Below are 24,476 nucleotides of genomic sequence, written 5' to 3'. Positions count from 1 at the left end.
CTACGCCAACAACAGGTTTTATGTTCTCAGTCCTTATCTTTCGTTTCGACAGTCCTTTCCACGATGTTTCCAAACCCATAGCTTCGCTTGTTATACGGGGTCAACTGCCTCTACCAGCCTAAACATGGTCTTTTGGGAAGTCGTGGGAGAACTGTTTTTGTTACGAGGTCCTAGCCTCTAAAGCCGCCCCCAGTTACCTCTGCCTGCCCGTCTGTCATATGCGTTCATTAATTCTGATCAGTAATTTCTTTAAGATTTGCTTCTCCTCGTCATTAAGGGCTTGAACGATTTCATCCTCCACTTTTTGAAAAGAGTTATTAAAGTCTTCAATCAAGTCAACCGCTTTTGGTAATACATAAATATTTTTTTGCCGTTCATTATTGGCCGGGATTTTACGTTCGATGAAACCTTTTTGCTCTAGACCTTGAAGCATGCTTGTAACGCTTGCCCCACGCAGATGAAACCGATCTGCAAGATCCTTTTGAATAATATGATTATCTTGATTCTCATAAATATAATCAATTACTTTTCCTTGTTGAGAACTTAATCCTAGCTCTTTTATACTCTCATCCGCTCTTTTCTTTAACTTAAGACCGATAATTTGAAACAATTCCATATAAGGCGTATCTTCTCGGGAATGCATGACCGTCCATCGTCCCCTCTGTAATTGTTAGGAATCTAATTGTAAGTAGCTAAAATATACAGTGATCCCAGTAGGCTTGTCAAACAAAAGTTAGACTATTGACTGTTAGATATCTAACAGTTATACTCCGAAGTGTTGAATCACAAACACATTAGGAGGATTTATGATGGAGAAATTAAATCAGAATGCTGGGTCTGAAGAAATTACGGCGATTACAAATGTACGAATCTTTGATGGATATCAAATTATTGCTCCCAGACATATTGTCATTAAAGGGGTTTCCATTATTTCAGTGGGCGGAGACATCCCAAGCGATGCAACAATTATCGATGGAGAAAATGCGACATTAATACCTGGTCTGATTGATGCACATGTCCATACCTCCATTGGTGGATTACGAGATGCCTTAAAATTCGGTGTTACAACAGAACTTGAAATGAACGGCGATTTTACGAAAAGAGGGCGCGAAATTCAGCTAAAAAATGTGGATGACATCGCAGACGTTCGATCTGCTGGGACAGCGATTACCGCTCCTGGTGGGCACCCAGATGAATTGCTGCCTGATGGAGATGAAATACCTGAATTCGTATTAAAGGAACTAGAGAAGTTGTCGGAGGAAGACCGGGAAGCAATGTTGGCCGCCTACGCTCACGATCACGACGAAATACCTCAAGTGACGACGGTTGAAGAAGCGATCAAACATGTGCATACTCAAGTGGAGAATGGATCTGACTATATTAAGATCATGATTGAAGAGGGAACGGTCATGGGTGCACCTGGCCTGCCTGTTCTAAGTGACGAGATTCTAAAAACAGCTGTTACTGAAGCCCACAAGTTCGATAAGTTGGTCATTGCCCACGTCTTGACGGCTCTTTCATCGAAAGCAGCCATCGATTTTGGAGTCGACGGTTTGGGCCACTTGTTTATCGACAGACCCGAGTACACGTCCGAATTGGTCAAATCCATAGCTGATTCTGGAGCTTTTGTTACACCGTGCTTGGTGTTGAATTCATCGATTATAGGTAATCCGGCATCAGAATTGGCTAATGATCCACGAGTTCATTCCAAATTAAGTCCTGATTGGATCGATATCTTGAACTCAAGCTTCAATACATTCCCACAAGGCAATATGGAGAACAGCTTTAAAAATGTGATGGATCTTCACCGTGCCGGAGTTGATATTCTTGTAGGGACGGATGTCGCACCGGTTCCCGTTCCGAACCTTGGTGGTCTTGCTCATGGGGCCAGTGTTCATCACGAAATGCAGCTGCTGGTGAAGGCTGGGTTCACTCCGATCGAAGCTCTTCAGTCGGCTACTTCCAAACCGGCCCGTTGCTTTGGTCTACAAGATCGTGGCCGGATTACCGAAGGTGCACGTGCTGATCTTATTCTCATAAACGGTGATCCGATCACTAATATTTCAGATACCTTGTCAATCCAATCCGTGTGGTTCAATGGTTCGCAAAAACTAGGCTAAAACTAGTAGTTTATATTTCCTAATTGTAAAATCACTAAGAAGAGGGAGTGCAAAATGCAGTCCCTCTTCTACTTTAATCTAATTATGCTTTTGGAATTGCCCCTATTTGTTGAAGCAAGCCAAGCATATCGGGTTGACCATACTCTTCAATAATTTGGCCATTAGAGATCCGATAAATATTCATTGCATTTACTTCGATTTTTTTGCTCGTTGGTGGAAACCCGAGAAACTCTCCGTCTTGTGTGCCCTTCATGACAAAATGAGCTGCTATTAGTTCCTCTTCTGCTACCAGCTCCTTAACAGTCCATTGTATATCGGAAAAACCAGATCTCATCATATGAATTATGGAGAGATAACCACTTGGACCATTCATTGGTTCTTTTTGCATAGGTACATAAAAAACAGCATCTGGAGAAATCAATTCTTCAGCAAGTTCCTTGCTTGCCGTATTAATGAAGTTCGTGAAACGATACATCAATTGTTTGTTTTCTGTAATCGTCATATTTAAACCCCTTTCTATTTTCGTGAGCATATGCCTTCATTAAAATTTTATCTCTACTTTAGATAATTGGTAAGTAGGCACCTTAATGTTGCATAGGAACCTTTTTGTAACTATTATTTTATCTTTAGGTTGCAGAGCCAATAAACTGATCTCTAAATGCTGTCTCCAAGAATTCAAGAACGTTAACATATGATTCAAAAAATAGTCACTCAGTTGCATAAACTCTCTTGCAAACTCCCCTCCTTTCATTTGATTTTTCATCGACAGAATTATAATATAAGCAATGTATTGATTTTGAAAGTAGGCACCTTTTTGTTATATAGGAACCTAATAGTAACTATTGGAGGTGATAATGTAGTGATTTCAAAAAAAGAGTTGCCGTTGTGTCCCGTCGCAACGACAGTTGGATTGATAGGTAACAAGTGGAAGTTATTGGTTATGAGGGATCTTTTGAAGGGAACTCATCGATTCGGAGAACTTCGTAAAAGTATCCCGGAGATCAGTCAAAAGGTTCTCACTGAAAATTTACGTTCAATGGAAGAGGACGGAATTGTCATTCGTACTGTTTTTGCAGAAGTCCCTCCGAGAGTCGAATACAGCTTAAGTGATTTAGGAAATTCACTGAAGCCAATTATATTCTCTATGGAAACATGGGGGCTCGGGTACCAGAAACTCAATGATGAACTTCCAAACGATATTCATCAGAGTGAATGATGTCAAATTGTTACTCCACGGTCATTTCAAAATAGAATGAATCCCTCTACATCTTCAAGTTAAATCAATGGAGGACTCATACGTCCTCCATTAACTCGTATGAGAGAGTTGATCTTCGAACATCAGTTTCTGCAATATTTCTATTGCATGAAGAAAAAACGGGCAAGATCCTCATTAAATGAATGGCTATTTAAAATCAAAATGGATATGCACTGTTTTTGGATACATGAATAATTTCAGATGGAAACCTTGCCTTAAAATATTTTTCGACTTTCAGATGAATTCTTTTCTCGTACCATTTCTCCCAGCCGTTCGCCTCAAATAATTGTGGCATCCCTAACCGCTTAGATCTCATCCCCATTTGACCATCACCAATCAATAGCGTATCAATCCAAATTCGATCAGTTATGTCTTGTAACATGTTAGCGAAATTAGGTGAAAAAGGTAGCACAGGGGAAATAGATACTTGTGTATGTATCCCTGCATCATTTATCTTTTTCAAGGCTTTAACTCGTAAATCTATTCCAGGAGCATAGGGCGAAAAAATTCGTTTCACGTCTTCGCGATCTGTCTCGATTGTCATTGAAACCATAATTCTACATTTTTCCTTTAATTTCAGCAGTATATCAAGGTCTCTGGCAACCAGCGGGCTTCTAGTTTGAATTTGAAGTGAATCTGGTGGGTTTTTATCCATTTCTTCCAATAGGCTTCTTGTAATGTTTGCCCTCTGCTCTACAGGTTGATAAGGATCTGTGGCTGATGACATGAATATACTTATGGGTTTATTTTTACGTCTTAGAAGAGAGACTTCCCTTAGATAGTTTTCTGCTGCATTTTTCTTAACATCCACCCACGATCCCCAAGGAATATCCTTAAACTTTTGAATAGGCATTTCTCTGACGTAACAGTATTCGCAAGCAAATGCACAACCCGTATAGGGATTTAGTGAATGAGTAAAACCAATATCTAGATAACCTTTTACTTCACTTAATATTTTCTTAGACACAATGTCTTTGATTTCAATTGGCATGACGCTACCATCCCCTCAATTACTTTTATGCCCACTTCTCCTCTTGCGTTTTATCTTAAAATTTCTCATGCTACTTGAAAAGTAGGCACCTTTTGATTAGATAGGAACCAGAATGTAACTATTGGGTGTTAACAACAAAACAACCGTTTCAACTCGATTATTCTACTGCTCCAGTGGAGCCGATTCGAAGATCAACTTCCACATCAAAATGTGCTCGGGAAAGCTCTTTCCCCCAGTCGGCCTGTGCTTCCTTGTATAAGGGATACTGATATGCCCTGGCATAAAAACCATACCCGAAAGGATCGATATTAAAGTTCTGGCACTTTTTAATAAGCGCCTCCATGTTTTTTTTCATTTCCTGGCTTAATTTATTTGCCATTTCCTCGGAATTTCCCAAAAGCTCAAATTCAAGAAACTTTTCAGTTATGCTTACGATCGACTTCACTTTAATGTTGAATTGAAATCTGCCTTTTTCATGAGAGGATTTCGTTTTTACCGATATGTCACCTAAAGAAAAACTCACTTTGTCGATGTTAAATGGCAAGGTTTGTTGTAAATCATCAACAGGAAAAGTGAGAGTGACCCCTGGTTCAGCTTCATTTTTCAAAATGTGAAGAAGTGAAGTCTCCTGATAGGTCAGGGAAGTTCTGTACTCCCCTTTTCGGGATAAAAGAGTTGTTCCTTTTAGCATGATTTTATTATTTTCGATCTTGATTTCGGAGATGGAAGGCGTCATCGCTCGATCATACAATTGTCTATGTAGCTCCTGCGCGGTTGTTTTTACTGTAGCTGAACTTCTGCTTCCTGAATCGACAATCGCTTTTATAAATAAAGGTAACGGTGGCTGATCTTTGGCTTGAAAATTAAAAATATCCGCAATAGGACCGTCAAAAGCAATGATGCGGTCGGTAATCGTATTGCGAGGATCGCGGAACATGACATCAAGTACTTTAAACCAATCCTTATATTGAAGCAATTGTTTCCCTACAATGACGACTTGAAAATTACGTCCCGCAAGCGAACCGGGAAATTGGGCATCCTGCTGATTTCTCGACTGTCTTAAACCTTCTGCTATTCCTCCCCCTTCGCGGCTTTTCTTTTGAATGTCCTTACTGAATACAGGGGCAGATATATAATAATGGAGCTTTTTATCTTCGACATCCAATCCAAGAGCCAAAGGAACCGTTGCGTCTTCTAAATTGGTTTTGTCATTGACGCAACCTGCGAGTGCAACCAGTAAAATACAGGACACACCCGAGATAATAAATTTCCCGACCCAGCTCATGTGCGTTGCCCCCCTCCCATCTTTTTACGGATTGCTACATACAGAAGAACGCCCGCAGGCAGAACAAACTCCATCATAAATCCAATGTAATTGAGTGCGTAGTTTACTTGGGCAGATTCGATAAAGCTGGGCCGATAGAGGAAAAAGCTAATCTCAATGACAATACACCACACTGCAAGATGGTATTTTTCCTGACCTTTTCCTACCAGCGACGCGGAGCACCTCGAGACAAGATACATGGAGGGAATCCATATGCAAGAGAACACGAACAGATAAAATGCGATAAATACCACTTCTACGCGCTCAATAAACTGAAACTCAATGGACTTCATAATGCTAATCACGGGGTCGTTATACTCCCCGATCTCATCAGGACTAAAGTACACGTAACAAATCAGGGTGATTCCCAAGTAAACGATGCAAGTGAGCGTGTTGGAGATGATCATGGCAGGCAATGCTTTTTCTTTGTTTACTAGTTGGGGATAGAGAAACAAAACCAGGCCGATGCCGAGCATCGGATAGATCATAAATTGGATAGATGAAAGAACTGGGAACCATCCCTCTTTAAAGATGGGCAATAAATAGAGCCAATGGGCACGACTTAGCGTAGACACATAAATGAACGGAATCCAAATGGAGAGTATGGTGACCATTTCGCTGTACCGCCCGATGGCCTGAAAGCCATGCTGCGCAATCTGAAATGTGGGGATGAGCAGTAGCAGGACTAGAATATAAATATACGTGCTTGGCAATAACCATAATTTAATGACAAGTGAAGCAATCATATAACCGTCATACGCCAGAAGCAAATAATAGGACATAAATATTAAAGCAGCTAATTTTGCTGCCCACACGCCGATATAACGCTGAATCAATTCAAGTATTGAACTGTTTGGACTATATTTCATCAACTTGACGATCGCTAAGGAAGCTAACGTTGCCAGCCCCCAGCCCAAGAAAATGACCATCCAGCCATCTGTCCCCGCATGCCTCGCCAGCTCTCTGGGAATAGACAAAAAAGCAACGCTGATTTGGAAAGAAGAAATAATAAGAATGAATTGAAGCATCGTTACCGGGCGTAATGACTTCATGTTCTATTTATTCTCCTTCCATCCTCTGCTTTTCCCCTGTCTTTTTGACTGACGTGAATTCGTGCTTGCGGGGCGGTTGTTCATCATCCACAACGGTACCCGCAGTAAGGTATCCTTCCAATCCATGGCCCTAAATGGGGCTATAGGTGTGCTATAGGAGGTACCGAGTGAGTTTAATGTTATTAGTCGACCGATGAAGCTCATCATGCCCACGACCAGTCCAACAAACCCGAACCAGGTAGCTAGTATCATCATCATGAACCGCATGATGCGTACAGCTGCCATCATGTCTTGATTGGGAATAATAAAAGATGAAATAGCTGTAAAAGCCACCACGATAACCATTACATTGCTGATCAACCCTGCCTCCACAACTGCCTGTCCAATGACAATACCACCTACGATTCCTACTGTTTGTCCTACTGGAGCTGGAAGGCGAACTCCCGCTTCCCTTAACATCTCAAGTGTTATTTCCATAATAATCGCCTCTACAAATGGCGGGAACGGAACTTGCCCTCGTGACTCACCAAGCGTTAATAGGAGTTTCAAAGGTATAATCTCAAAATGAAACGAAATGACGGCTATAAAAATTCCAGGCAAAAAAATAGCGATGAAAAAGGCAAAAATGCGCAATATTCTGAGGAATGACGAAATGGACCATCGGGAACTGTAATCATCAACCGTCTGAAAAAAAGACATGAACGTAGCTGGCGCAACCAGAACACTTGGCGAACCATCGACTACAACGACACAACGGCCTTGCAGTATTTTCTCTCTGTCGTAATCATTTGGGGAAGTAACGCAAGTGGTTGGTCCTCAATAAATTCAGCCAATTCTCCAGTGTTAATGATGGCATCCACATCAATGGATTGAATCCGTTCTTCCAGCGCTTTAATGATATCTGGCTGAGTCACATCTTCCAAATAAAGCAAAGATACTGGCGTTTGTCCCCGCTGCCCAACAATATACCGCTTCACCTTTAACTCTTTGTCCGCAATATAACGACGGATCATGGCTATATTTTGAGAACCTGTCTCTATAAATCCTTGATGCGCCCCTTTCAGTGAGGGCTCCTGCTGAGGATCCTCAATAGCGCGTTGCGGGAATCCTTTTGTATCTAATGCGTATGCAGTACTTCTTCCTTCAATAAATAACACGCTGTAGCCGAGTATGATGGAAAGTCTGAGCTCTTCCCACTTGGCGTGAGGTTTTACATAACCCACTGTTGTAATGAAATCTCCGGAAGAATTTCCGGTTTCTAGTTGAAGCGGAGCAAGCACATTTTGATTAAGTGACGCTTTATCTGTCAATTCTTCCATATAGATTATAGCGGCTAGTTCTCCGGTCTGTTTTATGCTTAACTTTCGGATGATTAAGTCGGGAGTATTTGTAAAGATATCTTCAATTCTACCCAAGGATTCGTTCAAACTTTCGGTGATATTCTCCTCATTTGTGTTCGTGGCAGATTGTTCATTCACTACCCTTACCTCCCTTCTTAGAGCAACATTTCCTTATTATGACGATTATTCTCCTTGATATACATGGCGGGTTGTTCATTCGAAAGGTATTTACGTGCAATCATTCCGTTTCCGAAAAACAGTTACATCATCATAGGAGTAAAGATACCGTCGTACTCCCTTCTATCCTGCACTTCTGCATTAATCATAAGTACACATACAAGAAAGCAGCCCGCGCGGGCTGCTCCTTAAAACTCTCTAAGAGTTCTGTATTTAGAAGTGCTTTTTCTTGCTGTTATGTTAACCTACCCGTCAGCTGAAAAAGGATAGTTGAAGAAGATTCTTAGTAAATTGACTTTCTACTAATGGAGATATTTGTATTGTCATGTTGAATCCATATTATTAACCGCTGTTGTTAGATCATCGTCTTTTCGTAGTAGAGAATTTGAATACAACAAACAGCGCCATCACTTTCGATTGAATCAGCGCATTGACAAGTCACGGAATGAGTAGATGCGATATGTATTTTTGCCTTCCGCCTTGGCAAGATAAAGTGCTGCATCTGCTTTCTGAAGCAGTTCTTTTACTGAATCGTCTTCTTCATAAAAGGCAATGCCGATACTTGAAGTTGTATAGAGCTCCTTCCCACCGAGTATCCAAGGGAGCTGCAATGTTTCTAAGATGTTTTCCGCCAAAAGGCTAAGTTCTGAGGAGGATTTGACATGAGGAAGTACAAAGACGAATTCGTCACCACCCATTCTGGCCAGGACATCGTGTTCTTGAAGACAAGATCCTGCTCGCTTTACAAATTGCCGTAGCAATTCATCCCCCGCATCATGACCTAATGTATCATTGATCTGTTTAAAATTGTCTAGATCCGCAAACATGACGGCTAGCTGGCCAGCGCTTGTCGTTGCTGCACTTAAAGCATCGCCGAGCATTTTATTAAGATATCTCCGGTTAGGGGCACCGGTAAGTGCATCATGATAACTTAATTGTTCCAATTGAACTTGGTACTTTTTCCGCTCTGTAATTTCTCTTCCCACGAGCATCATGTTTTTAAAATCACCGTCCTCGTTGAACATGGGTGTCCCTTTTATCTCCAGCCATACAGGATAGCCCTGTTCATGCTGTCGCTTTATTTCATAGGTAAAGGGCTTTCTCAAAAGCAACATACTCATAAATACTGTACGAAACTTATCGTCCACATCTCCATTAGGTTGGTAGAATACCCATTTACCTATATATTCTTTTGGATCGAAGCCAAGCACCATTTTATGAGAAGGAGAGGCATACTCCACAATGCCATCCAGGTTGATCAACTGGATCAGATCAAGGGAGTTGTCGGCTAAGAGTCGATAGCGCTCTTCGCTTTCTTTCAAAGCCTTAAGCAGATGCCTGTACTCAGTAATGTTTTTAGCTACTCCAAAGATCCCGTTTACCTTACCTTCAAAAAACAAAGGAACTTGCTTAATTTGCAAATAAACAATTTCTCCATTTTTATGATGGGCTTCGGCAACATATTGACAGGATGCACCCTTTAAGACTTCCGAAAAATATTGACTGTTCAAATCAAGCTGATGTTGACAAAAGAGATCTTTGTAGGATGAACCCATGATTTCTTTCTTTTGAAATCCTAAACACTCTGTAACCCCTTCATTTACTTCTACGATCGTTCCTTCGTTCGAAACGATAAAAGTGGCATCTGGGTTGTGATTTATGATTGATCTAAATGCCTCAATGGACTGCTCGCTCAAAAACTCTTTCATGCTTCCCGATCAATCCTCCGCTAAAATGGCTAAATTTGTAGAATAACTATACAATATTTTAGCAAATTTTGTTTTTATTTAATATTACTAAAATTATCCAATTACACATTTTCTGCTGCTGATCACTTCAATTCCTCGAATATAAAAAAAGCCGATCCATAAGGAAAGACTTTGGTTGTTATATGTACAATAATGGGTAATCGAGTGATGCTTTTAAAAAGATTGGCGTCCGTATCGTCCGCCCTTACAAAATAAGCTGCCCGTTAAGGCAGCCGCTTTTTGGTTCAGCAGAATTGACGATAGCACTCAACCCACTAACTTCAAAATTAAAATTGTCCTGTAACAAGCATACGTTCTCTGGTTATAGGAATGAGGGATAACACAACCTCTTGAGCTGCCTTATAATCATTACTGGATAAAGCGTGCAGCGTGTCCCGATTAATTCCAATCGCACTGTAATGTTTGATATGCGGAGTTCGCTTGAAGCGGACGATGGAGTACATGTAAAGTTTATCCCGAAAGGAGTCAAATGTGTTCAGCATTACACCATTGTTCAAGGATTCAACGATCTCGCGCATGAAAAGAAAATGATGTTCGGTGTATAAGGCATAGTCATTCCTTTTCTCGGCGGTCCGCTGGACCTCAACATGAGCTGCAAGTGATTCAAGATTTAAGTAGATCTCTCGGTTCGGGTTTTTCATCATTTCGAAAGAGTAAAAAAGCATGGATTGAATCTGTTCAATCAGATCAAGAAATTCCTTACCCCCTACATCCTTGACCAATACACCACGATTTTTGAGAGAAGTCACATAACCTTCTGATTCAAGGCGAGCAATGGCATGACGGATTGGTGTACGGCTCATTTGATACTCCTCCGCCAATTCGTTCTCTGAAAGCAGGGTTTCGGGCATTAATTCACCGCAAACCATTCGCTCACGAAGCATCATATATGCTGTATCGACAAGCGATATTTTGTTCATATCATAATCCCTTTCTCTCATTGATGAGGACTTCATTTGAATTTTAATGCAATCTACACATTTCATCCTATATTACCAGTCTTAGGAGAAGTTACGCAACAAGACTGAGACAAGAAGGAGTCCAACACTGTATCCCAGTTTCTGGACTCCATTTTTTAAACCAGATATTTGTTTTGAAGAGCTGTCCTTTGCTCTGCACTAATGCCTAGTCCCTCTTTAAGATACTGTTCAAAAGAGCCGTAGTTCTCGTCGATTGCTTCAAGTGCCGCTTGGATAAAGGCCGCTTTCATCATTTCCGGAATCACTCCCTTAAGTTCAGGCATTTGATCCATGTATTTTTGATAATCCTTGTTGCTTCCGGAGAGGAAGCGCTGCATGAGTCCGTCCACCGCGAGATTCGTCAGTTCATAATCTTCAATAACTACATTTTGCGGCACACCCAAGGTGAGAAGGATCACTGCACATACGACTCCGGTCCGGTCTTTGCCGGCTGCACAATGGAACAAGGAGGTATCCCGCTCTTCTTTTAATAGTTCATTTAGGATAAGTGCACATTTGTCCGTATTTAAGATCATCGCTTTGTAGCCTGCATGCAGATCATGTCCGATCTTCTGCATTTCCTCAGGACTTGCTTCCGCCATAAAGGGAATATTCGTGTTGATCGCATGGCCAATGGCTGGGCTTGGACGGCTAGCTACTTCAAAATCACTGCGCAGATCACAAATCCAGTCAATACCGAGCGCAGTCGCCGTGTGCAGGTCCTGCTCACTAAGCTCATGCAGATCAGCAGACCGCAGCAGCATTCCCCATCGAGTCGTACGACCATCTTCTGTGAGATAACCGCCCATATCACGGAAATTAATTACTCCATCGGTGTAAATCATGCGATCGTTAATGGTTGATATCGACCCATTCGTGAACTTCACATGATAATAGTTTCGGCCTGGAGACACCGTTCTCGTAAATACTGCTCCTGCCGGGTCGATATGTATATCAAGCAGTGTGCTGTTGGATTCAATCAATTCCGGTAGAACAGAATGGTAAACTGCCTCCGCCTCCATGTTCTCTTCCATATTCCAAACTAACGTAATCCCGTTATTATCGCTATACCTAGCCTGTACCTGAGGGCCTTGTTTCAAAAGTGAATTAGATGTTGACATTGATATTCCTCCTCAAAGTGATATTCATCGTTATGAATTTGAATAAATTAGTTTTGACGTGTTTTTAGCTTCATTTTGTATCGGTTTGCCACAAATTCCACGCTGAATACCATGACAAAAACGACCAATCCGACAAACAAAGCAGCCGCAAAGTTATAGGATTTCATGGCATGAGTCATCTCATATCCAATACCTCCCGCGCCAACCGCACCGAGAATAGTGGATTCGGCAATACCGCCTTCCAGCTGGAGCACGCACCAGGCAATAAAGGCTGTCTTCACGGTAGGCAAAATACCTTGCATGATAATCTGCAGCCAGCTGGCACCCGTAGACTGCATCGCTTCGAGTACCCCCTTGTCGATTTCCTCCAGTGACTGGGCAAATACTTTGACAAGCATGCCTGCGGCAGAGACAGCAATCGCAAGCACTCCGGGAAGCGGTCCAAGACCCACGGACACGATAAAGATAAGGGCCCACACGATTGTGGGAATCGCACGAAGCAAGGAAGCGGCGCTTCGAATGATCCAAGCGACGAACCGATGAGGCGTCAAATTGCTTGCAGCCAAAAAGGAGAGAAAGAACGCTACGACGATACCCAGCACCGATCCAAGAATGGCAACTTGCAATGATTCTACAGCAGCGAGCAGGACATGGCGCCAGGCCGAGAAATCAGGTGGAAACATGGTTCCCATGTAACCGCCGAGTTTCGTAAAGCCTTGGGCCATCTTAGAATAGTCGAACTGCAGCTGAACGAGACTGAACACAAAAAGCACAGCAATAAGCGGCAGACCGATCACGGACAGCTTGTTTCTTTTTGGCTTGGGTGGCTCTGGTATGGAAGTATACAGCGTAAAAGATGGCTTCGCTTCGTTCATTCGCATACTCATATGATTCGCTCCCTTACGCGATTGGTGATCATTTCCACAACAAGAACGATAACGAGCACAAGCAACACGGCCATGCTGGCTTCCTGATACTGAAACAACTTCAATTTGGATTGCAAAATAAATCCGAGACCACCGCCTCCAACCATCCCTACAATTGTAGAAGCGCGTACGTTGATTTCGAAGTTGTACAAGCTCCAACCGATAAACCCGGGTAAGAATTGTGGAAACACGGCTTGGGACAACACTTGTAAATAACTCCCGCCAGCAGCTCGAACCGCTTCTACCTGTCCCGTGTCAATTTCTTCAAGTACCTCGGCAAAGGAACGAGTCAACATACCAATTGAGATCAGGATCAGCGACATCGTACCGACTACAGCCCCCAGTCCAAACGCTGCAACAAGCAGAATCGTCCAGATAATTACCGGAATGTTACGAAATAGCGATGTAGCCGCACGAACAAATACCTGAAGGTAAGGGTGAGGGCTTGTCGTGGCCGCGGCTAAAAAGGATAACATCCCTGCTACAACCGACCCGATGACCATCGCCACCACACTCATATAAAGGGTCTGCATGGCAGGTTCAATGAGCTGGGAAAGTGAAGATAAATCAGGTGGAAGAAAATCAAAAAAGATAAATCGGAAGCTCTCTCCTACCCCTGCAAACAAAGCTCCAAATGAAAACTCTGCGCCGATGGAAGACCAGATGATGAGAGCCAACAGCACGATAAAAAACAATATCGTCTGTGTACGTTTCATTTTTCGGGCAGATTGTAACTGAGCCGCATTCATGTCAGGCTGTCTCCTTCACTTGGGGATTGGTCTGGTTGTAAATGAGACGGATCATATCTTCCGTCAGTTCATCCGGTGTCCCGTCAAACACCTTGGATCCTTTATGGATACCGATGATTCGGGTTGCGTATTTCTTCGCGATATCTACCTGATGCAGATTGCACAGGCAGGCAATGCCTTCCTCTTTGCAGATCGTATATAAATAATGCATAATCGTCTCAGAGGAAGCAGGGTCAAGACTGGCTATGGGTTCATCTGCCAATATCAAGTCCGGCTTTTGAGAAAGTGCACGTGCAATACCCACTCTCTGCTGCTGACCTCCACTGAGTTCATCTGCCCTCTTATACATCTGCTCATGTAAACCAACACGATGAAGCATAAGCTTGGCGGCTTCTGTATCTGCTTTTGAGTAAAGACCCAGTGCCCCTTTCAGCGGATTCATGTAGCCTAATCGTCCATGCAGCACGTTATTAAGAACGGACACGCGGGTGACCAAATTATATCCCTGAAAGATCATGCCCATATGGCGGCGAAGTTCACGGAGCTTTTTACCCTTGATGCCCATTGTTTCATTACCTTTAAACTGAATCTTTCCGTTTGTCGGCTCGATCATTCGGTTCAGGCTGCGCAGCAATGTGCTTTTCCCGGCTCCGCTCGGTCCAATGACAACAACGAATTCTCCAGCATTAATTGTTAGGTTCAAGTTATCAAGTGCTTTTGTTCCGTCGGGATATACCTTGGACAACCCTTCCACCTGTAAAAGTGTCATTTTAATTCCTCCTTCTCTCAAGTTTGAATCCTACTTCTTCAGCAGTTCCTCAGGGGACATATCCAGTGCTTTGGCGACTTCCCGGATTGGATCAAAGTCACTGTCACTGCCTTCTACAAAGCGGGCTGCACCGACACTTTCCAGGAATTTGGGATTTTTCGTATCGTAATCCAGCATAAGATCACGCAGCTGTGTAACCAATTCCTCTGGCAAGTCTTGACGATAAAGCAGTGGAGCTCCACCGACGATCGGATCGGATTTGGCAATCACGCGGAAATCCTCCTCTTTAATAAGTCCTGATTCTGCCATCATCGGCACCATGAGACTTGACGTCCCAATCCCATCTGCATTACCGTTTGCCAGTGCAAGCAGTGATTTGTCATGTCCACCGGAGAACGCTACACTGCCGAAAAAGGAATCCAGTTCCTTATTGGAAAGACCAAGTTCTTTCATTAATGTGGCACGTGGGTACAGATTGCCTGATGTTGATGCCGGATCGGCAAACAAAAAATCTTTTCCTTTTAGGTCCTGTACACTTTGATATGGAGAGTCCTTACGAACAAGAATGACCGTATTCGATTGTTGATCACTTTCGGAACGGACAAGCAGTTGGGCATTGGCTCTTTCCGTAGCGATGATGTAACCAAACGGCCCGATCAGTCCAACTTCAATTTTGCCTGCACGTAGGGCTTCGATAACCATGTTATAATCTTCTGCTACAAAAATTTCCGCAGGAATGCCGGTTGCTTCAGTAATGTCTGTTGCAAGCTGTTCCTGAGAACGGTTCATCTCGCCCTCTTCGCTTGGCATAATACCGATTCGGATTACTTCTGGCATTCCGCCTTCACTGGAGCTTGAACTTGCTGATGCCCCGCATCCAGACAGGATGACAAGCATAAATACAAGCGAGAGGATCAAGCTTTGATAACCTTTACGTTTACTATTTTTCACAATGTATACCCTCCTGAAATTTGGTTGCTTCCATACCGAATTATCTGGTACACAAGTAGGATACAAGTTGAATGTAAGAAGAGTGATTTGGTGAATCACCGAATTTGTAAAACATTTATCGGACTATGTTTTGTCAATTTCAGCAATCTGTACAAGTTCTTATCCTTGGCTCGGAACACGAAACTTGTATCGATAAACAAAAAAGCCGCTAATATAGCGACTTCAAAGGGAATATGTTCTTGCTCTTCGCCGACAGATTTTTATTTATTTTATTCTTTATTTTCAACTACAGACTTTTCAGAAACTCAACATATATTTTCTATGACATAGAGACAAAAAATACCGACCCTTCAACTTCAAAGGTCGGTTTACCCATATGGGAGAAGAAAACAATGGTCATAACTGCATTATCTCCACCCTATGAAGTTTAATACCTTATTCGCTTGAACTCCATGTTCATGTGGGCAATTCAGTAATATCAACGTTCATATGTTCAGTAAGCATTAAGGTTACATCCACTTTCACTTTGCTCCATAATAATGTCATTTTATGAATGTAACCTCTCACCGAATAATCTACCGTTAAACTCAGCTCAGATCTCACTTCATCTATGATTTTAATATGATGTTCCTTTAGCCTTTGCTTTGATTTGTACATTTCTAAAGCTATTTTCTTTTGGGTACCGTCCAGGTAGTCAACATACACAGATTTCATTTTGAAGTTTGAAGCGTATATTTTATGCTTATCTACCTCCAGAGCACCTAACAGATAAGGGAGCTCCACTACCCTCTTTACGAGTGAAAGTTCCTCCAAAGTCTGTCGCACTTTACACGCCTCCTTCTTCAAGTTTTACAGCGACCAATTGATCAAAATCGACCCATTCAAATCCATTCTCCATTTCAATTTTGATTTTCTTTCCAAAGGTACTGACTGAAGTGACGATCCCGTGTATATACCGATTGCCTGACTCAGTAAATATTGCAAAGGTGGCTTGCAATGTATAATTGAGCGACATATCTATATTTTGTGTAATAATCTCCCACTCATCTTCATGGATCAGCGGTTTCGTTAGATAATGAACTTGAGTACGATGCTGTATAATTCGTTCTTTATGTTGAGGAAGCATCATGCGGCTCGATTCCCATAATCCATTGGCCTCCAGTTTTTTGCTCATTTATAATGCCCCCCAATTTTAGATGCTCGATCGATCGCTTGACCCGCAGCCGTAATGGAGCTCGCTCGTAGAATGGCAATGTCGCCAAATCGATCCTTAATGTCGTCCATAACCTGATCAATGGCCCGTTTCTGCTCTTGATCATCAAAAAAAGAAAGTTGATATGTATCCGCGTTGGATAATTGAGACAGGGATACGCCTACACGGCGCACAGGTTGCCCATCCCAGTGTTGATGAAATATGCGTTTGGCTATCTTGCATACATCAACGGTTATGTTTGTAGGATCAGACAGTTTAACCTGCCTGTGAAAACCAGTGGGGTGGTCAAAATCCGCTCCAGACACACTCACGGAAACGACACTACCCATCAGTCCCTTTCGGCGGGCTCTTCTGCATACTTCAGTGCAGATATCGAGAATAACCACTTCGATCTCCCAAGCCTCTGTGAAATCTCTAGGCAGGGTCATTCCGTTTCCGATATCCTTTTGTGTACTGTGCGTGTTGACGGTTACCGGCGAATTGTCGAGTCCATTTGCGACTCGCCAAATGACTTCTCCATTAACACCCCACTTACTTCTTAACTTGGAAAGAGGCGTATTCGCCAGGTCTCTAATGGTTCGGATGCCCATCTTCCACAGATGTTTTTCCATTCTTGAGCCGATCCCCCACATATCGCGGATGGGCTTATCTCCAATGTGGAGGTGTAATTCCTCTTTCTTTAAGTGGAAAATACCCCCCTCTGCTTTTTTAGCGATCATATCACAGCACAATTTACTGATGATTTTGTTTTCACCAATGCCAGCTCTTGCGTAAACGCCTGTTTCATTATAGATTTTGTCTTGAATTTGCTTGGCCAAATCGACTGGATCATTACCGAATAGATGCATAGACCCTGTAAAATCAGCGAATAATTCGTCTATACTGTACGGTTCGACCAGATCGGTAAACTCCTCAATAATGGACATGATTTGAGTGGATACTTCGATGTATTCTTGCATGTGTGGTCTCACAATGATCAGTTCAGGGCACTTCTGAAGAGACTGCCAGAGTGGTTCCGCGGTAGACACACCCTTCGCTTTGGCTAGTGGACAAGCGGCAAGGATAATTCCAGAGCGTCTTGCGGGGTCTCCCGCAACAGCTAATGGTCTATTTTTGTATTGAGGCATTTTTGCCTTTTCGACTGAAGCATAAAAGCTCTGCATATCAATGAGCATAATGGTTCGTTGCTTAGTCAACACTGTAATCACTCCTGTACTTTTGAGAACGTATGTTTGTATATATTATAGACCGAACACACGTTCTTTATGCAAGAGGTAAATATTTATAATTAGCTTTTGAAAACCCTTGGACACCATAATGAACTGTAGACTGGATATTGTCAGCCACTGTAGCCATCCAAATAATTAATTCTTAGTTTTATTATTGATGCACAAAAAACCAAGTACTTGTCTCACAAAGTGATAAGTACTTGGTCTATTTGATGGAATTTAAAGATTGGATCATCTTTCGTTCGAGTGCAAATTATATTTCCAAATCCAATCTTTCCCCGTTGGATTCAATCACCTTTTTATACCAGTGGAAACTGTCCTTTTTACTTCTTTTCAGGGTACCTCCGCCCTCGTTATTCTTATCTACATAAATGAATCCGTAGCGTTTCTCCATTTCGCCAGTTGAGGCACTAACGATGTCGATGCAACCCCAAGCCGTGTAGCCGATAAGATTAACGCCATCGAGGATAGCTTCTCTCATTTGTTCGATATGATCTCGCAGGAAATTGATTCTATACGTATCATGGATAGAGCCATCCTCTTCGATGATATCAACCGCTCCCAGACCATTTTCAACGATCATTACAGGGATTCTATACCGATCGTACACATGATTGAGTACGTAACGAAGTCCAACTGGATCGATTTGCCATCCCCAATCATTTGCCTTCAAATAAGGATTTTTGAATCCACCAAAGACATTCCCCTGGGTCTCATCACCTTCTGGGCGGGTACCCACTACATGAGACTTGTAGTAGCTGAAGCTATAGAAATCAACACAGCCTTGTTTTAGCACTTCTACGTCCTCTTCTGCCATCTCAATCTGAATATTGTTCTCATTAAAATATCTTTTGGCAAAGTCAGGGTATTCCCCTCTAACTTGCACGTCGCTGCTCAGCATATTGTTAATCTGATCCATTCTCAGAGCCTTCAACATATCTTCCGGTTTACATGTACTTCCGTAACCATGACTATAATTAATCATACAACCGATTTGGAACGCCGGATTAATCTCATGAGCAAGTTTGACAGCTTTTGCACTTGCTATAAATTGATGATGTAAAGCCTGGAATCTTAATTGCGTACTATCCACAACCGTATTGTTAAATACACCACTATCATCAACTAATAATGCCCCTGCTATATATGCTCCTGCTGGAACAATTAAACTATTGATCTCATTAAATGTAATCCAGTACTTCACGACATCCTTGTAACGGGTGAAAATGGTCTCACAATACCGTACGTAGCAGTCGATCATCTCTCTGGAAGCCCAGGCATTGAATTTCTCTGTTAGCGCAAACGGAGCTTCGTAATGTGAGATTGTAACGATAGGTTCAATATTATACTTTTTCAGTTCACTGAACACCTTGTCGTAAAATTGAAGTCCTGCTTCATTTGGCGTTACATCGTCCCCGTTGGGGAATATTCTGGACCAAGCAATGGACATTCTGAAGCATCGAAAGCCCATCTCTGCAAACAGACGGATATCTTCTTTGTAATGATGGTAAAAGTCTACTGCCTCATGGGAAGGATAGTTTACACCCTCCTCAATGTGTTTAGTGATCCGTCTTGGAATAGTATGCGTTCCACCCGTCATCATATCTGCTGTACTTGCCTTTTTACCATCAATGTTCCAGGCACCCTCGTATTGATTCGCCGCTGTTGCGCCGCCCCACATAAAAGAGTCTGGGAATACGGTTGTGTTCTTCATTGGAAATTCCTCCTTATATGATCTTAATTAGTTTTTCCCCGATCGTAATCGATGGTTTGTCTATACCAATTACATCTGTAAAGTCATCTGAATTCGTAACAATAATAGGTGTAGTCAGATCATAACCTTTGGCGGCTATTGCATCTGTATCGAATTCGATAAGTAAATCCCCAGCTTTTACTTCATCACCTTCTTGCACATGTACCTTGAAATGTTCACCTTTCAGCTTCACCGTGTTCATGCCAATATGAACGAGGAGTTCAGCGCCATTATTCGAGCTAATACCCATTGCGTGGAAGGTAGGGAATACCGCGGATATTACACCATCGGCTGGTGAAACAAGCTTTCCAACTGTAGGTTCAATGGCGATCCCTTTTCCCATAGCTCCAGTTGCAAAGGCTTCGTCCTTTATTGTTGATAACTCTAGAACTCGACCAGTCATTGGTGCTATGAGCACATGTTCAGAAACACTAACAACAGGCACACGGTTTGTTGAAGATGAATTGGCTGGTGTTCGTTGATCCTCTCCATCCTCAGGAACATCTTCAAATCCTAAAATAAGCGTCATCAAGAAGGTAACAACAAAGCCAATGACCAGACCAATTGCTGCATGGATTAGGTTCCATGGATTATCTGTGATAAATGCTGGTAACGTAGCCAAGCCGGCAATGCCTAGAGCAGATCGAGCTACACCGAACAAGCCAACGTATATTCCGCCTACAATACCACCAATGACAACAGCGATCAGTGGTTTTTTTAACCGTAGATTTACACCAAACAATGCAGGTTCGCTAATTCCTAACAGCGCAGTTACGCTAGTAGAGTAAGCAACTTGTTTAAACGCTTTATTTTTGGTTCTTAATGCGACCGCGAGCGCAGCTGCACCTTGAGCAATATTGTGTACGAGCATACCTGGGCCAACAATGCCATCGGTTTTTGTTTGTGCATAAGCAGTGAGGACAACGGGTCCCAAACTATAGTGCATCCCAGTCAGAATCAGGAAAGGGAATGCGCCGCCAATAATACCAGACACTAACCATCCTGCGTGTGTATTGACATAGGATACAGCAGAAGCAAGATAGTTACCGGCAATTGCACCCAATGGTCCTAGAATAATTAATGTTAGAGGCGCCATAACAAGGATTACAACTAAAGGTTTCAAAATGGATTTGATCACGGAAGGAGAATACTTTTCAGCAAATCGTTCCACATATGACAGGATCCATACGGCTAGAATAATTGGAATAACGGAAGAAGAATACGTCGCTTGTGTGACAGGCAGACCAAAGAACGTAACAGGCTCACCTGCAGACATTAACGCCGAAAAGCTAGGATGTAACAAGATACCCGCAATGGTTAAAGCAAAGCCCACATTAGCTTTAAGTTTAACAGCAGCACTCCAGGCGAGTAGCATTGGCAAGAAGTAATAAGCCGCATCCCCGACGAAAGTCATAATCGTATTAAATTGACCGTCAAGGTCAACGAGATCAAAGGTTTTCAAAATAAGAAGAACTGCCTTAATCATGGCACAACCGATCATCGCCGGTAGGATGGGTGTAAAGATTCCGGAAATCGTGTCCAGAACAGTGGAGACTTTTCCTTTTTTCACAGTTGGAGCATCATTCTTGCTTGTAAAGTTCCCTAGTTGCGCAAGGGCTTTATAGACGTTGTTGACCTCATTACCAATAATGACCTGATACTGACCTCCACTACTGGCAACGCCCACAACTCCTTGTACGTTTTTCAGTGCTTCGTTGTTTGCAATCGACTCGTCTTTTAAGTTAAAGCGCAGCCTGGTAGCACAGTGTGTAACACTTTCGATGTTTTTTTCACCACCAACAAGTTTTAGAATGTCGGTAGCCGTTTGTTCATGTTTCATTTTTGTTCCCCCTTCAATGTATTATTTTACAAAAAAAGACCTAGAGTTCTATCGAATATAGATATGCTCTATACACGATGGAACTCTAGGTCTTGCCTGCATCACCAGTAACAATCCTAGTATAGTCATTATGGAGCGATGATGGGTCAATCCCTTTCTTCATCAGTCACCCTTTTGATATGAACAGTTAAATACACCAATTCGTCTTCGGTTAATTCTTTCCCATAGTCTACCCGAATCAACTGCGCAATTCTTAGACTACATTGGTACTCTAGCTTATATTTTTCTTTAATAATATTGAGGAAATCGTTATCATTACTTTTCATCACCGTATTGTTAAACAGACGATAGGCAAAAAACTTTAGATGCGTGACCAGTCTGGAGTAGTGAAGGGAGCTTTCGTTAAAGTGAATTTTGAACTGATAACGAATAATATTTAAGACCTTTTGAATCAATTGTGTCATCTTCATGGTATCTTCCATTTCAGATCCTAGTTCTGCATTGACGATATGAAGCGCAATAAAGCCGGCCTCATCTTCAGGCAACGTAATGTTGAATTCTTGATTAATCATATCCAAAGCCTTCAAAGCCACTCGATACTCATTGGCGTAGAATGCTTTAATTTCAGACAATAACGCATTGTTGAAGTTCATTCCCTGTTTATAGCGTGATACGGCGAAGTTAATATGGTCTGTTAGCGTCAAATATATATTTTCATTCAGCTCTTTATCCAAGGACTCCTTGGCATATTGAATAATACTATCGGACACACGGATGTACTCCATCGGAATCTGCGCGAGCAGGGCATATAATTTGCCAGTTACATTTTTGGACTTCAGGAAAAATTCTTTCTCAATCTTCTCTGTGTCCACATCGTCTCCTTTTTTCTTCTGAAAACCAATGCCACTTCCTAGAAGCATCATCTCCTGGCGTCTTTCATTTACAGCGCAGACGACATTATTATTAATAATTCGCGTGATTTTCATACGAATCTCCTTTTAAAATGAAACGTTAACAGAATTTAGCAAATAAAAAAGACCATTAATAGTGCACCCATGGTATTAAACTCTACATGTTTGCATATTAATCGGTCTAGCCTGCTGATCAGTAACAATCCTGATTATATTCATTATTTACTTGTACGATTATCTTAGTGGAAGGCGTTAGATTTGTCAATATGGTCATTTGAAGTACTGATGGGGCATTTGCCTGAATAAAACAAGAGGATATCTCCCCTATCCTAGCTTACTTAATTAACTTATTTACAGTGATCATCAGTTCATCCAAAACTTTGTGATCGCCTTCTGAAATGCGTTCAATGACACAGCTTTTCATATGATGTTCCAAAAGCTGCTTTCCTACGCCATTCAATGCGGATTGAATGGAGGCAATTTGGTGCAACACGTCATCACAATACGTATCCTTCTCAATCATTCCTTTTACTCCACGCACTTGCCCTTCAATCCGATTCAACCGGCTAATTAATTTTCGCTTTGTACTCTCCGAATGATGGCTTTTCCGCTCGTTTGAAGATGTATGGTCACATGAGGCGGCCTCAAGTATCGTATCATCCATGTAGATCAACTCCTTTATTAACACATTACCATCCCCCCTACCCTATGTAAAGGGAGCAAGAAGTATCATGGTACGTGCTAAGAGAACGGCTTGTCATCAACCAAGATTGAATCGGTTGGGCAACCATCTACTGCATCTTGTAAGCATATTATACCCTCCACTCCTACAAAGATATATCAGTCAAAGGTATTTTTTATTAAGAATAACCCCAGTCGGAAGTTGACCGGGGTCATAACAGTTACTTAACTAACTCACTGATTTCAGTGAGATTTTCGGCAAAGCCTACAAACACCTTATCTCTAATGACAATGGTTGGAACAACCTGTTTTCCAGTCAACTTCCAGACTTCCTCAGCGTACTTGGCATCTTCTTCACAATTGTAATCCGTATAGGGAAGCTCACGCTCTTTAAAGTAACGTTTAGCATAATTGCAATCGCTGCAGGTTGGGATTGAATAAATCTGAATGGATTCCGTCATGCCCAATTACTCTCCCTTGTATTTCAATATATATTACGCTCCGACGTTATATCCTTTTTTACGGATCGCTTCTTCAATTTCAGCGATTTGAAATTTAGAATCGTCAAATCGAACTTCTACTGTTCCCTGTTCAAAATTAACGTGGCCTTCAGCGCCAAGAGCGCTAATTGCACTTTCAATTTTAGATACACAAGAACGGCAAGACATACCTTGAATTTTTACAGTTGCTTCTTTCACTGTTTTCACCCCCTTTCAAGCGTCATAGACTTCAAGTTTTCCAGTGTCATTCGATTAACGAATTTGCTGAACTTTTCTTTGCCTTTCGCATGCATCTTATAATAATCAATAATTGCGGTAACGAAAGGAATAAGCTGATCCTCCATTAATCCGGAGTATAGAAGCTTGGCGAAGGAGGGTTTAAGCCCCTTCGACTCGCCACCAACATAAACATCGAACTTATCGCGCATCTTTACGATCCCAATATCCTTAATCAACGGTTCACTTGTGCCTAAGGCGCATCCAGCATATCCAATCTTGAGTGGTGTAGGCGTATCGATACCGGAAATGGCCTGATTTAAATTTTTGGCTGTTTCCATGCCTGCTTCTTCTGCACCTCTACAAAAGTTGCAAGCGATCAGACTTTTGGTTACAAATCCTGCAGGGTTTATTTCAAGACCGCGATCCTCAAGTTTATTTTTGATCTGATCTCGTTGTTCAATCGATACTTCTGCGTATAGTTGCTTAAAGGGTGTCATCTCCACTTTTGAATCTGGACCAATAATCTCACCAATTTTAACTAGTTGCTCCGGAGTGAATAAGCTTCCACCAAGTTGGATTGCTGGACTAATCGCTATTTTAAATTTATCTCCCATGCTCATACCTCTC

Annotated in this window: 24 protein-coding genes and 1 pseudogene; 2 read left to right on the top strand and 23 right to left on the bottom strand. The window is 42.1% G+C overall.

Annotated elements, in window-relative coordinates:
* Positions 1–214: 214 nt before the first annotated feature.
* Entirely contained in the window at positions 215–643 is a 429-nt protein-coding gene (locus EL84_RS22730; protein ID WP_047843226.1) for a MarR family winged helix-turn-helix transcriptional regulator, read from the bottom strand.
* Positions 644–809: 166 nt separating this feature from the next.
* On the opposite strand from EL84_RS22730, the gene EL84_RS22725 reads away from it, so the two are divergent.
* Positions 810–2,120, top strand: coding sequence for an amidohydrolase family protein (locus EL84_RS22725; RefSeq protein ID WP_047843225.1), 1,311 nt, complete (start codon positions 810–812; stop codon positions 2,118–2,120).
* Between the two features lie 82 nt (positions 2,121–2,202).
* On the opposite strand, the gene EL84_RS22720 is transcribed toward EL84_RS22725, so the two are convergent.
* The gene (locus EL84_RS22720; RefSeq protein WP_036613917.1) at positions 2,203–2,622 is read right to left on the bottom strand and encodes an ester cyclase; all 420 of its coding nucleotides are present in this window, start codon (positions 2,620–2,622) and stop codon (positions 2,203–2,205) included.
* Positions 2,623–2,979: 357 nt separating this feature from the next.
* Here EL84_RS22720 and EL84_RS22710 point away from each other — a divergent pair, with 357 nt between their 5' ends.
* A complete protein-coding gene (locus EL84_RS22710; RefSeq protein WP_036613919.1) occupies positions 2,980–3,336 on the top strand; it encodes a winged helix-turn-helix transcriptional regulator in 357 nt (118 codons plus the stop codon).
* Between the two features lie 196 nt (positions 3,337–3,532).
* Here the strand turns inward: EL84_RS22710 and EL84_RS22705 are convergent, their stop codons facing one another.
* The 21 genes and pseudogenes from EL84_RS22705 to EL84_RS22605 all read right to left on the bottom strand — a co-directional run bounded on the left by EL84_RS22705 (position 3,533) and on the right by EL84_RS22605 (position 24,463).
* The gene (locus tag EL84_RS22705) at positions 3,533–4,366 is read right to left on the bottom strand and encodes an SPL family radical SAM protein (RefSeq protein WP_047843223.1); all 834 of its coding nucleotides are present in this window, start codon (positions 4,364–4,366) and stop codon (positions 3,533–3,535) included.
* 157 nt (positions 4,367–4,523) lie between these two features.
* The gene (locus EL84_RS22700) at positions 4,524–5,651 is read right to left on the bottom strand and encodes a Ger(x)C family spore germination C-terminal domain-containing protein (RefSeq protein ID WP_047843222.1); all 1,128 of its coding nucleotides are present in this window, start codon (positions 5,649–5,651) and stop codon (positions 4,524–4,526) included.
* A complete protein-coding gene (locus tag EL84_RS22695; RefSeq protein ID WP_047843221.1) occupies positions 5,648–6,742 on the bottom strand; it encodes a GerAB/ArcD/ProY family transporter in 1,095 nt (364 codons plus the stop codon). The genes EL84_RS22700 and EL84_RS22695 overlap by 4 nt, the downstream gene beginning before the upstream one ends.
* A gap of 3 nt (positions 6,743–6,745) precedes the next feature.
* Positions 6,746–8,220: pseudogene (locus tag EL84_RS22690) on the bottom strand (spore germination protein).
* A 461-nt stretch (positions 8,221–8,681) separates the two neighbouring features.
* The gene (locus EL84_RS22685) at positions 8,682–9,968 is read right to left on the bottom strand and encodes a diguanylate cyclase domain-containing protein (protein ID WP_053061573.1); all 1,287 of its coding nucleotides are present in this window, start codon (positions 9,966–9,968) and stop codon (positions 8,682–8,684) included.
* Positions 9,969–10,294: 326 nt separating this feature from the next.
* Entirely contained in the window at positions 10,295–10,948 is a 654-nt protein-coding gene (locus tag EL84_RS22680; protein WP_047844352.1) for a GntR family transcriptional regulator, read from the bottom strand.
* A gap of 155 nt (positions 10,949–11,103) precedes the next feature.
* Positions 11,104–12,108, bottom strand: a complete 1,005-nt coding sequence (locus EL84_RS22675) for a tyrosine-protein phosphatase (RefSeq protein WP_047843220.1) — start codon at positions 12,106–12,108, stop codon at positions 11,104–11,106.
* 47 nt (positions 12,109–12,155) lie between these two features.
* Positions 12,156–12,995 (bottom strand): phosphonate ABC transporter, permease protein PhnE, encoded by an 840-nt coding sequence (gene phnE / locus EL84_RS22670; RefSeq protein ID WP_047843219.1) that lies wholly within the window; start codon positions 12,993–12,995, stop codon positions 12,156–12,158.
* Positions 12,992–13,783 carry a phosphonate ABC transporter, permease protein PhnE gene (gene phnE / locus EL84_RS22665; RefSeq protein WP_047843218.1) on the bottom strand — a complete coding sequence of 264 codons (792 nt, stop codon included), beginning with the start codon at positions 13,781–13,783 and terminating at the stop codon, positions 12,992–12,994. Before phnE (EL84_RS22665) ends, phnE (EL84_RS22670) begins: the two co-directional genes overlap by 4 nt.
* Before the next feature lies 1 nt (position 13,784).
* Positions 13,785–14,552, bottom strand: coding sequence for a phosphonate ABC transporter ATP-binding protein (gene phnC / locus EL84_RS22660; RefSeq protein WP_047843217.1), 768 nt, complete (start codon positions 14,550–14,552; stop codon positions 13,785–13,787).
* A 30-nt stretch (positions 14,553–14,582) separates the two neighbouring features.
* Entirely contained in the window at positions 14,583–15,503 is a 921-nt protein-coding gene (locus tag EL84_RS22655; protein ID WP_235431579.1) for a phosphate/phosphite/phosphonate ABC transporter substrate-binding protein, read from the bottom strand.
* Positions 15,504–15,959: 456 nt separating this feature from the next.
* The gene (locus EL84_RS22650) at positions 15,960–16,328 is read right to left on the bottom strand and encodes a hypothetical protein (protein WP_047843216.1); all 369 of its coding nucleotides are present in this window, start codon (positions 16,326–16,328) and stop codon (positions 15,960–15,962) included.
* A 1-nt stretch (position 16,329) separates the two neighbouring features.
* The gene (locus tag EL84_RS22645) at positions 16,330–16,677 is read right to left on the bottom strand and encodes a YolD-like family protein (RefSeq protein ID WP_036673624.1); all 348 of its coding nucleotides are present in this window, start codon (positions 16,675–16,677) and stop codon (positions 16,330–16,332) included.
* A complete protein-coding gene (locus EL84_RS22640) occupies positions 16,674–17,891 on the bottom strand; it encodes a DNA polymerase IV (RefSeq protein ID WP_047844350.1) in 1,218 nt (405 codons plus the stop codon). Before EL84_RS22640 ends, EL84_RS22645 begins: the two co-directional genes overlap by 4 nt.
* Before the next feature lie 307 nt (positions 17,892–18,198).
* The gene (locus EL84_RS22635) at positions 18,199–19,659 is read right to left on the bottom strand and encodes a glycoside hydrolase family 1 protein (RefSeq protein ID WP_047843215.1); all 1,461 of its coding nucleotides are present in this window, start codon (positions 19,657–19,659) and stop codon (positions 18,199–18,201) included.
* 13 nt (positions 19,660–19,672) lie between these two features.
* A complete protein-coding gene (locus EL84_RS22630; protein WP_047843214.1) occupies positions 19,673–21,538 on the bottom strand; it encodes a beta-glucoside-specific PTS transporter subunit IIABC in 1,866 nt (621 codons plus the stop codon).
* A gap of 146 nt (positions 21,539–21,684) precedes the next feature.
* A complete protein-coding gene (licT, locus tag EL84_RS22625; protein ID WP_047843213.1) occupies positions 21,685–22,524 on the bottom strand; it encodes a BglG family transcription antiterminator LicT in 840 nt (279 codons plus the stop codon).
* Between the two features lie 259 nt (positions 22,525–22,783).
* A complete protein-coding gene (locus EL84_RS22620; protein ID WP_047843212.1) occupies positions 22,784–23,113 on the bottom strand; it encodes a metal-sensitive transcriptional regulator in 330 nt (109 codons plus the stop codon).
* A 238-nt stretch (positions 23,114–23,351) separates the two neighbouring features.
* Positions 23,352–23,591, bottom strand: a complete 240-nt coding sequence (locus EL84_RS22615; protein ID WP_047843211.1) for a glutaredoxin family protein — start codon at positions 23,589–23,591, stop codon at positions 23,352–23,354.
* Between the two features lie 33 nt (positions 23,592–23,624).
* Positions 23,625–23,828 (bottom strand): heavy-metal-associated domain-containing protein, encoded by a 204-nt coding sequence (locus tag EL84_RS22610; protein WP_047843210.1) that lies wholly within the window; start codon positions 23,826–23,828, stop codon positions 23,625–23,627.
* A 5-nt stretch (positions 23,829–23,833) separates the two neighbouring features.
* A complete protein-coding gene (locus EL84_RS22605; RefSeq protein WP_200904541.1) occupies positions 23,834–24,463 on the bottom strand; it encodes a nitrite reductase in 630 nt (209 codons plus the stop codon).
* Positions 24,464–24,476 lie beyond the last annotated feature (13 nt).

Origin of the sequence: Paenibacillus sp. VT-400 (assembly GCF_001029205.1) — a bacterium.
Lineage (GTDB): Bacteria > Bacillota > Bacilli > Paenibacillales > Paenibacillaceae > Paenibacillus > Paenibacillus amylolyticus.
The sequence above is the reverse complement of the archived record's forward strand: the minus strand, read 5'-3'. Positions and strand labels throughout refer to the sequence as shown.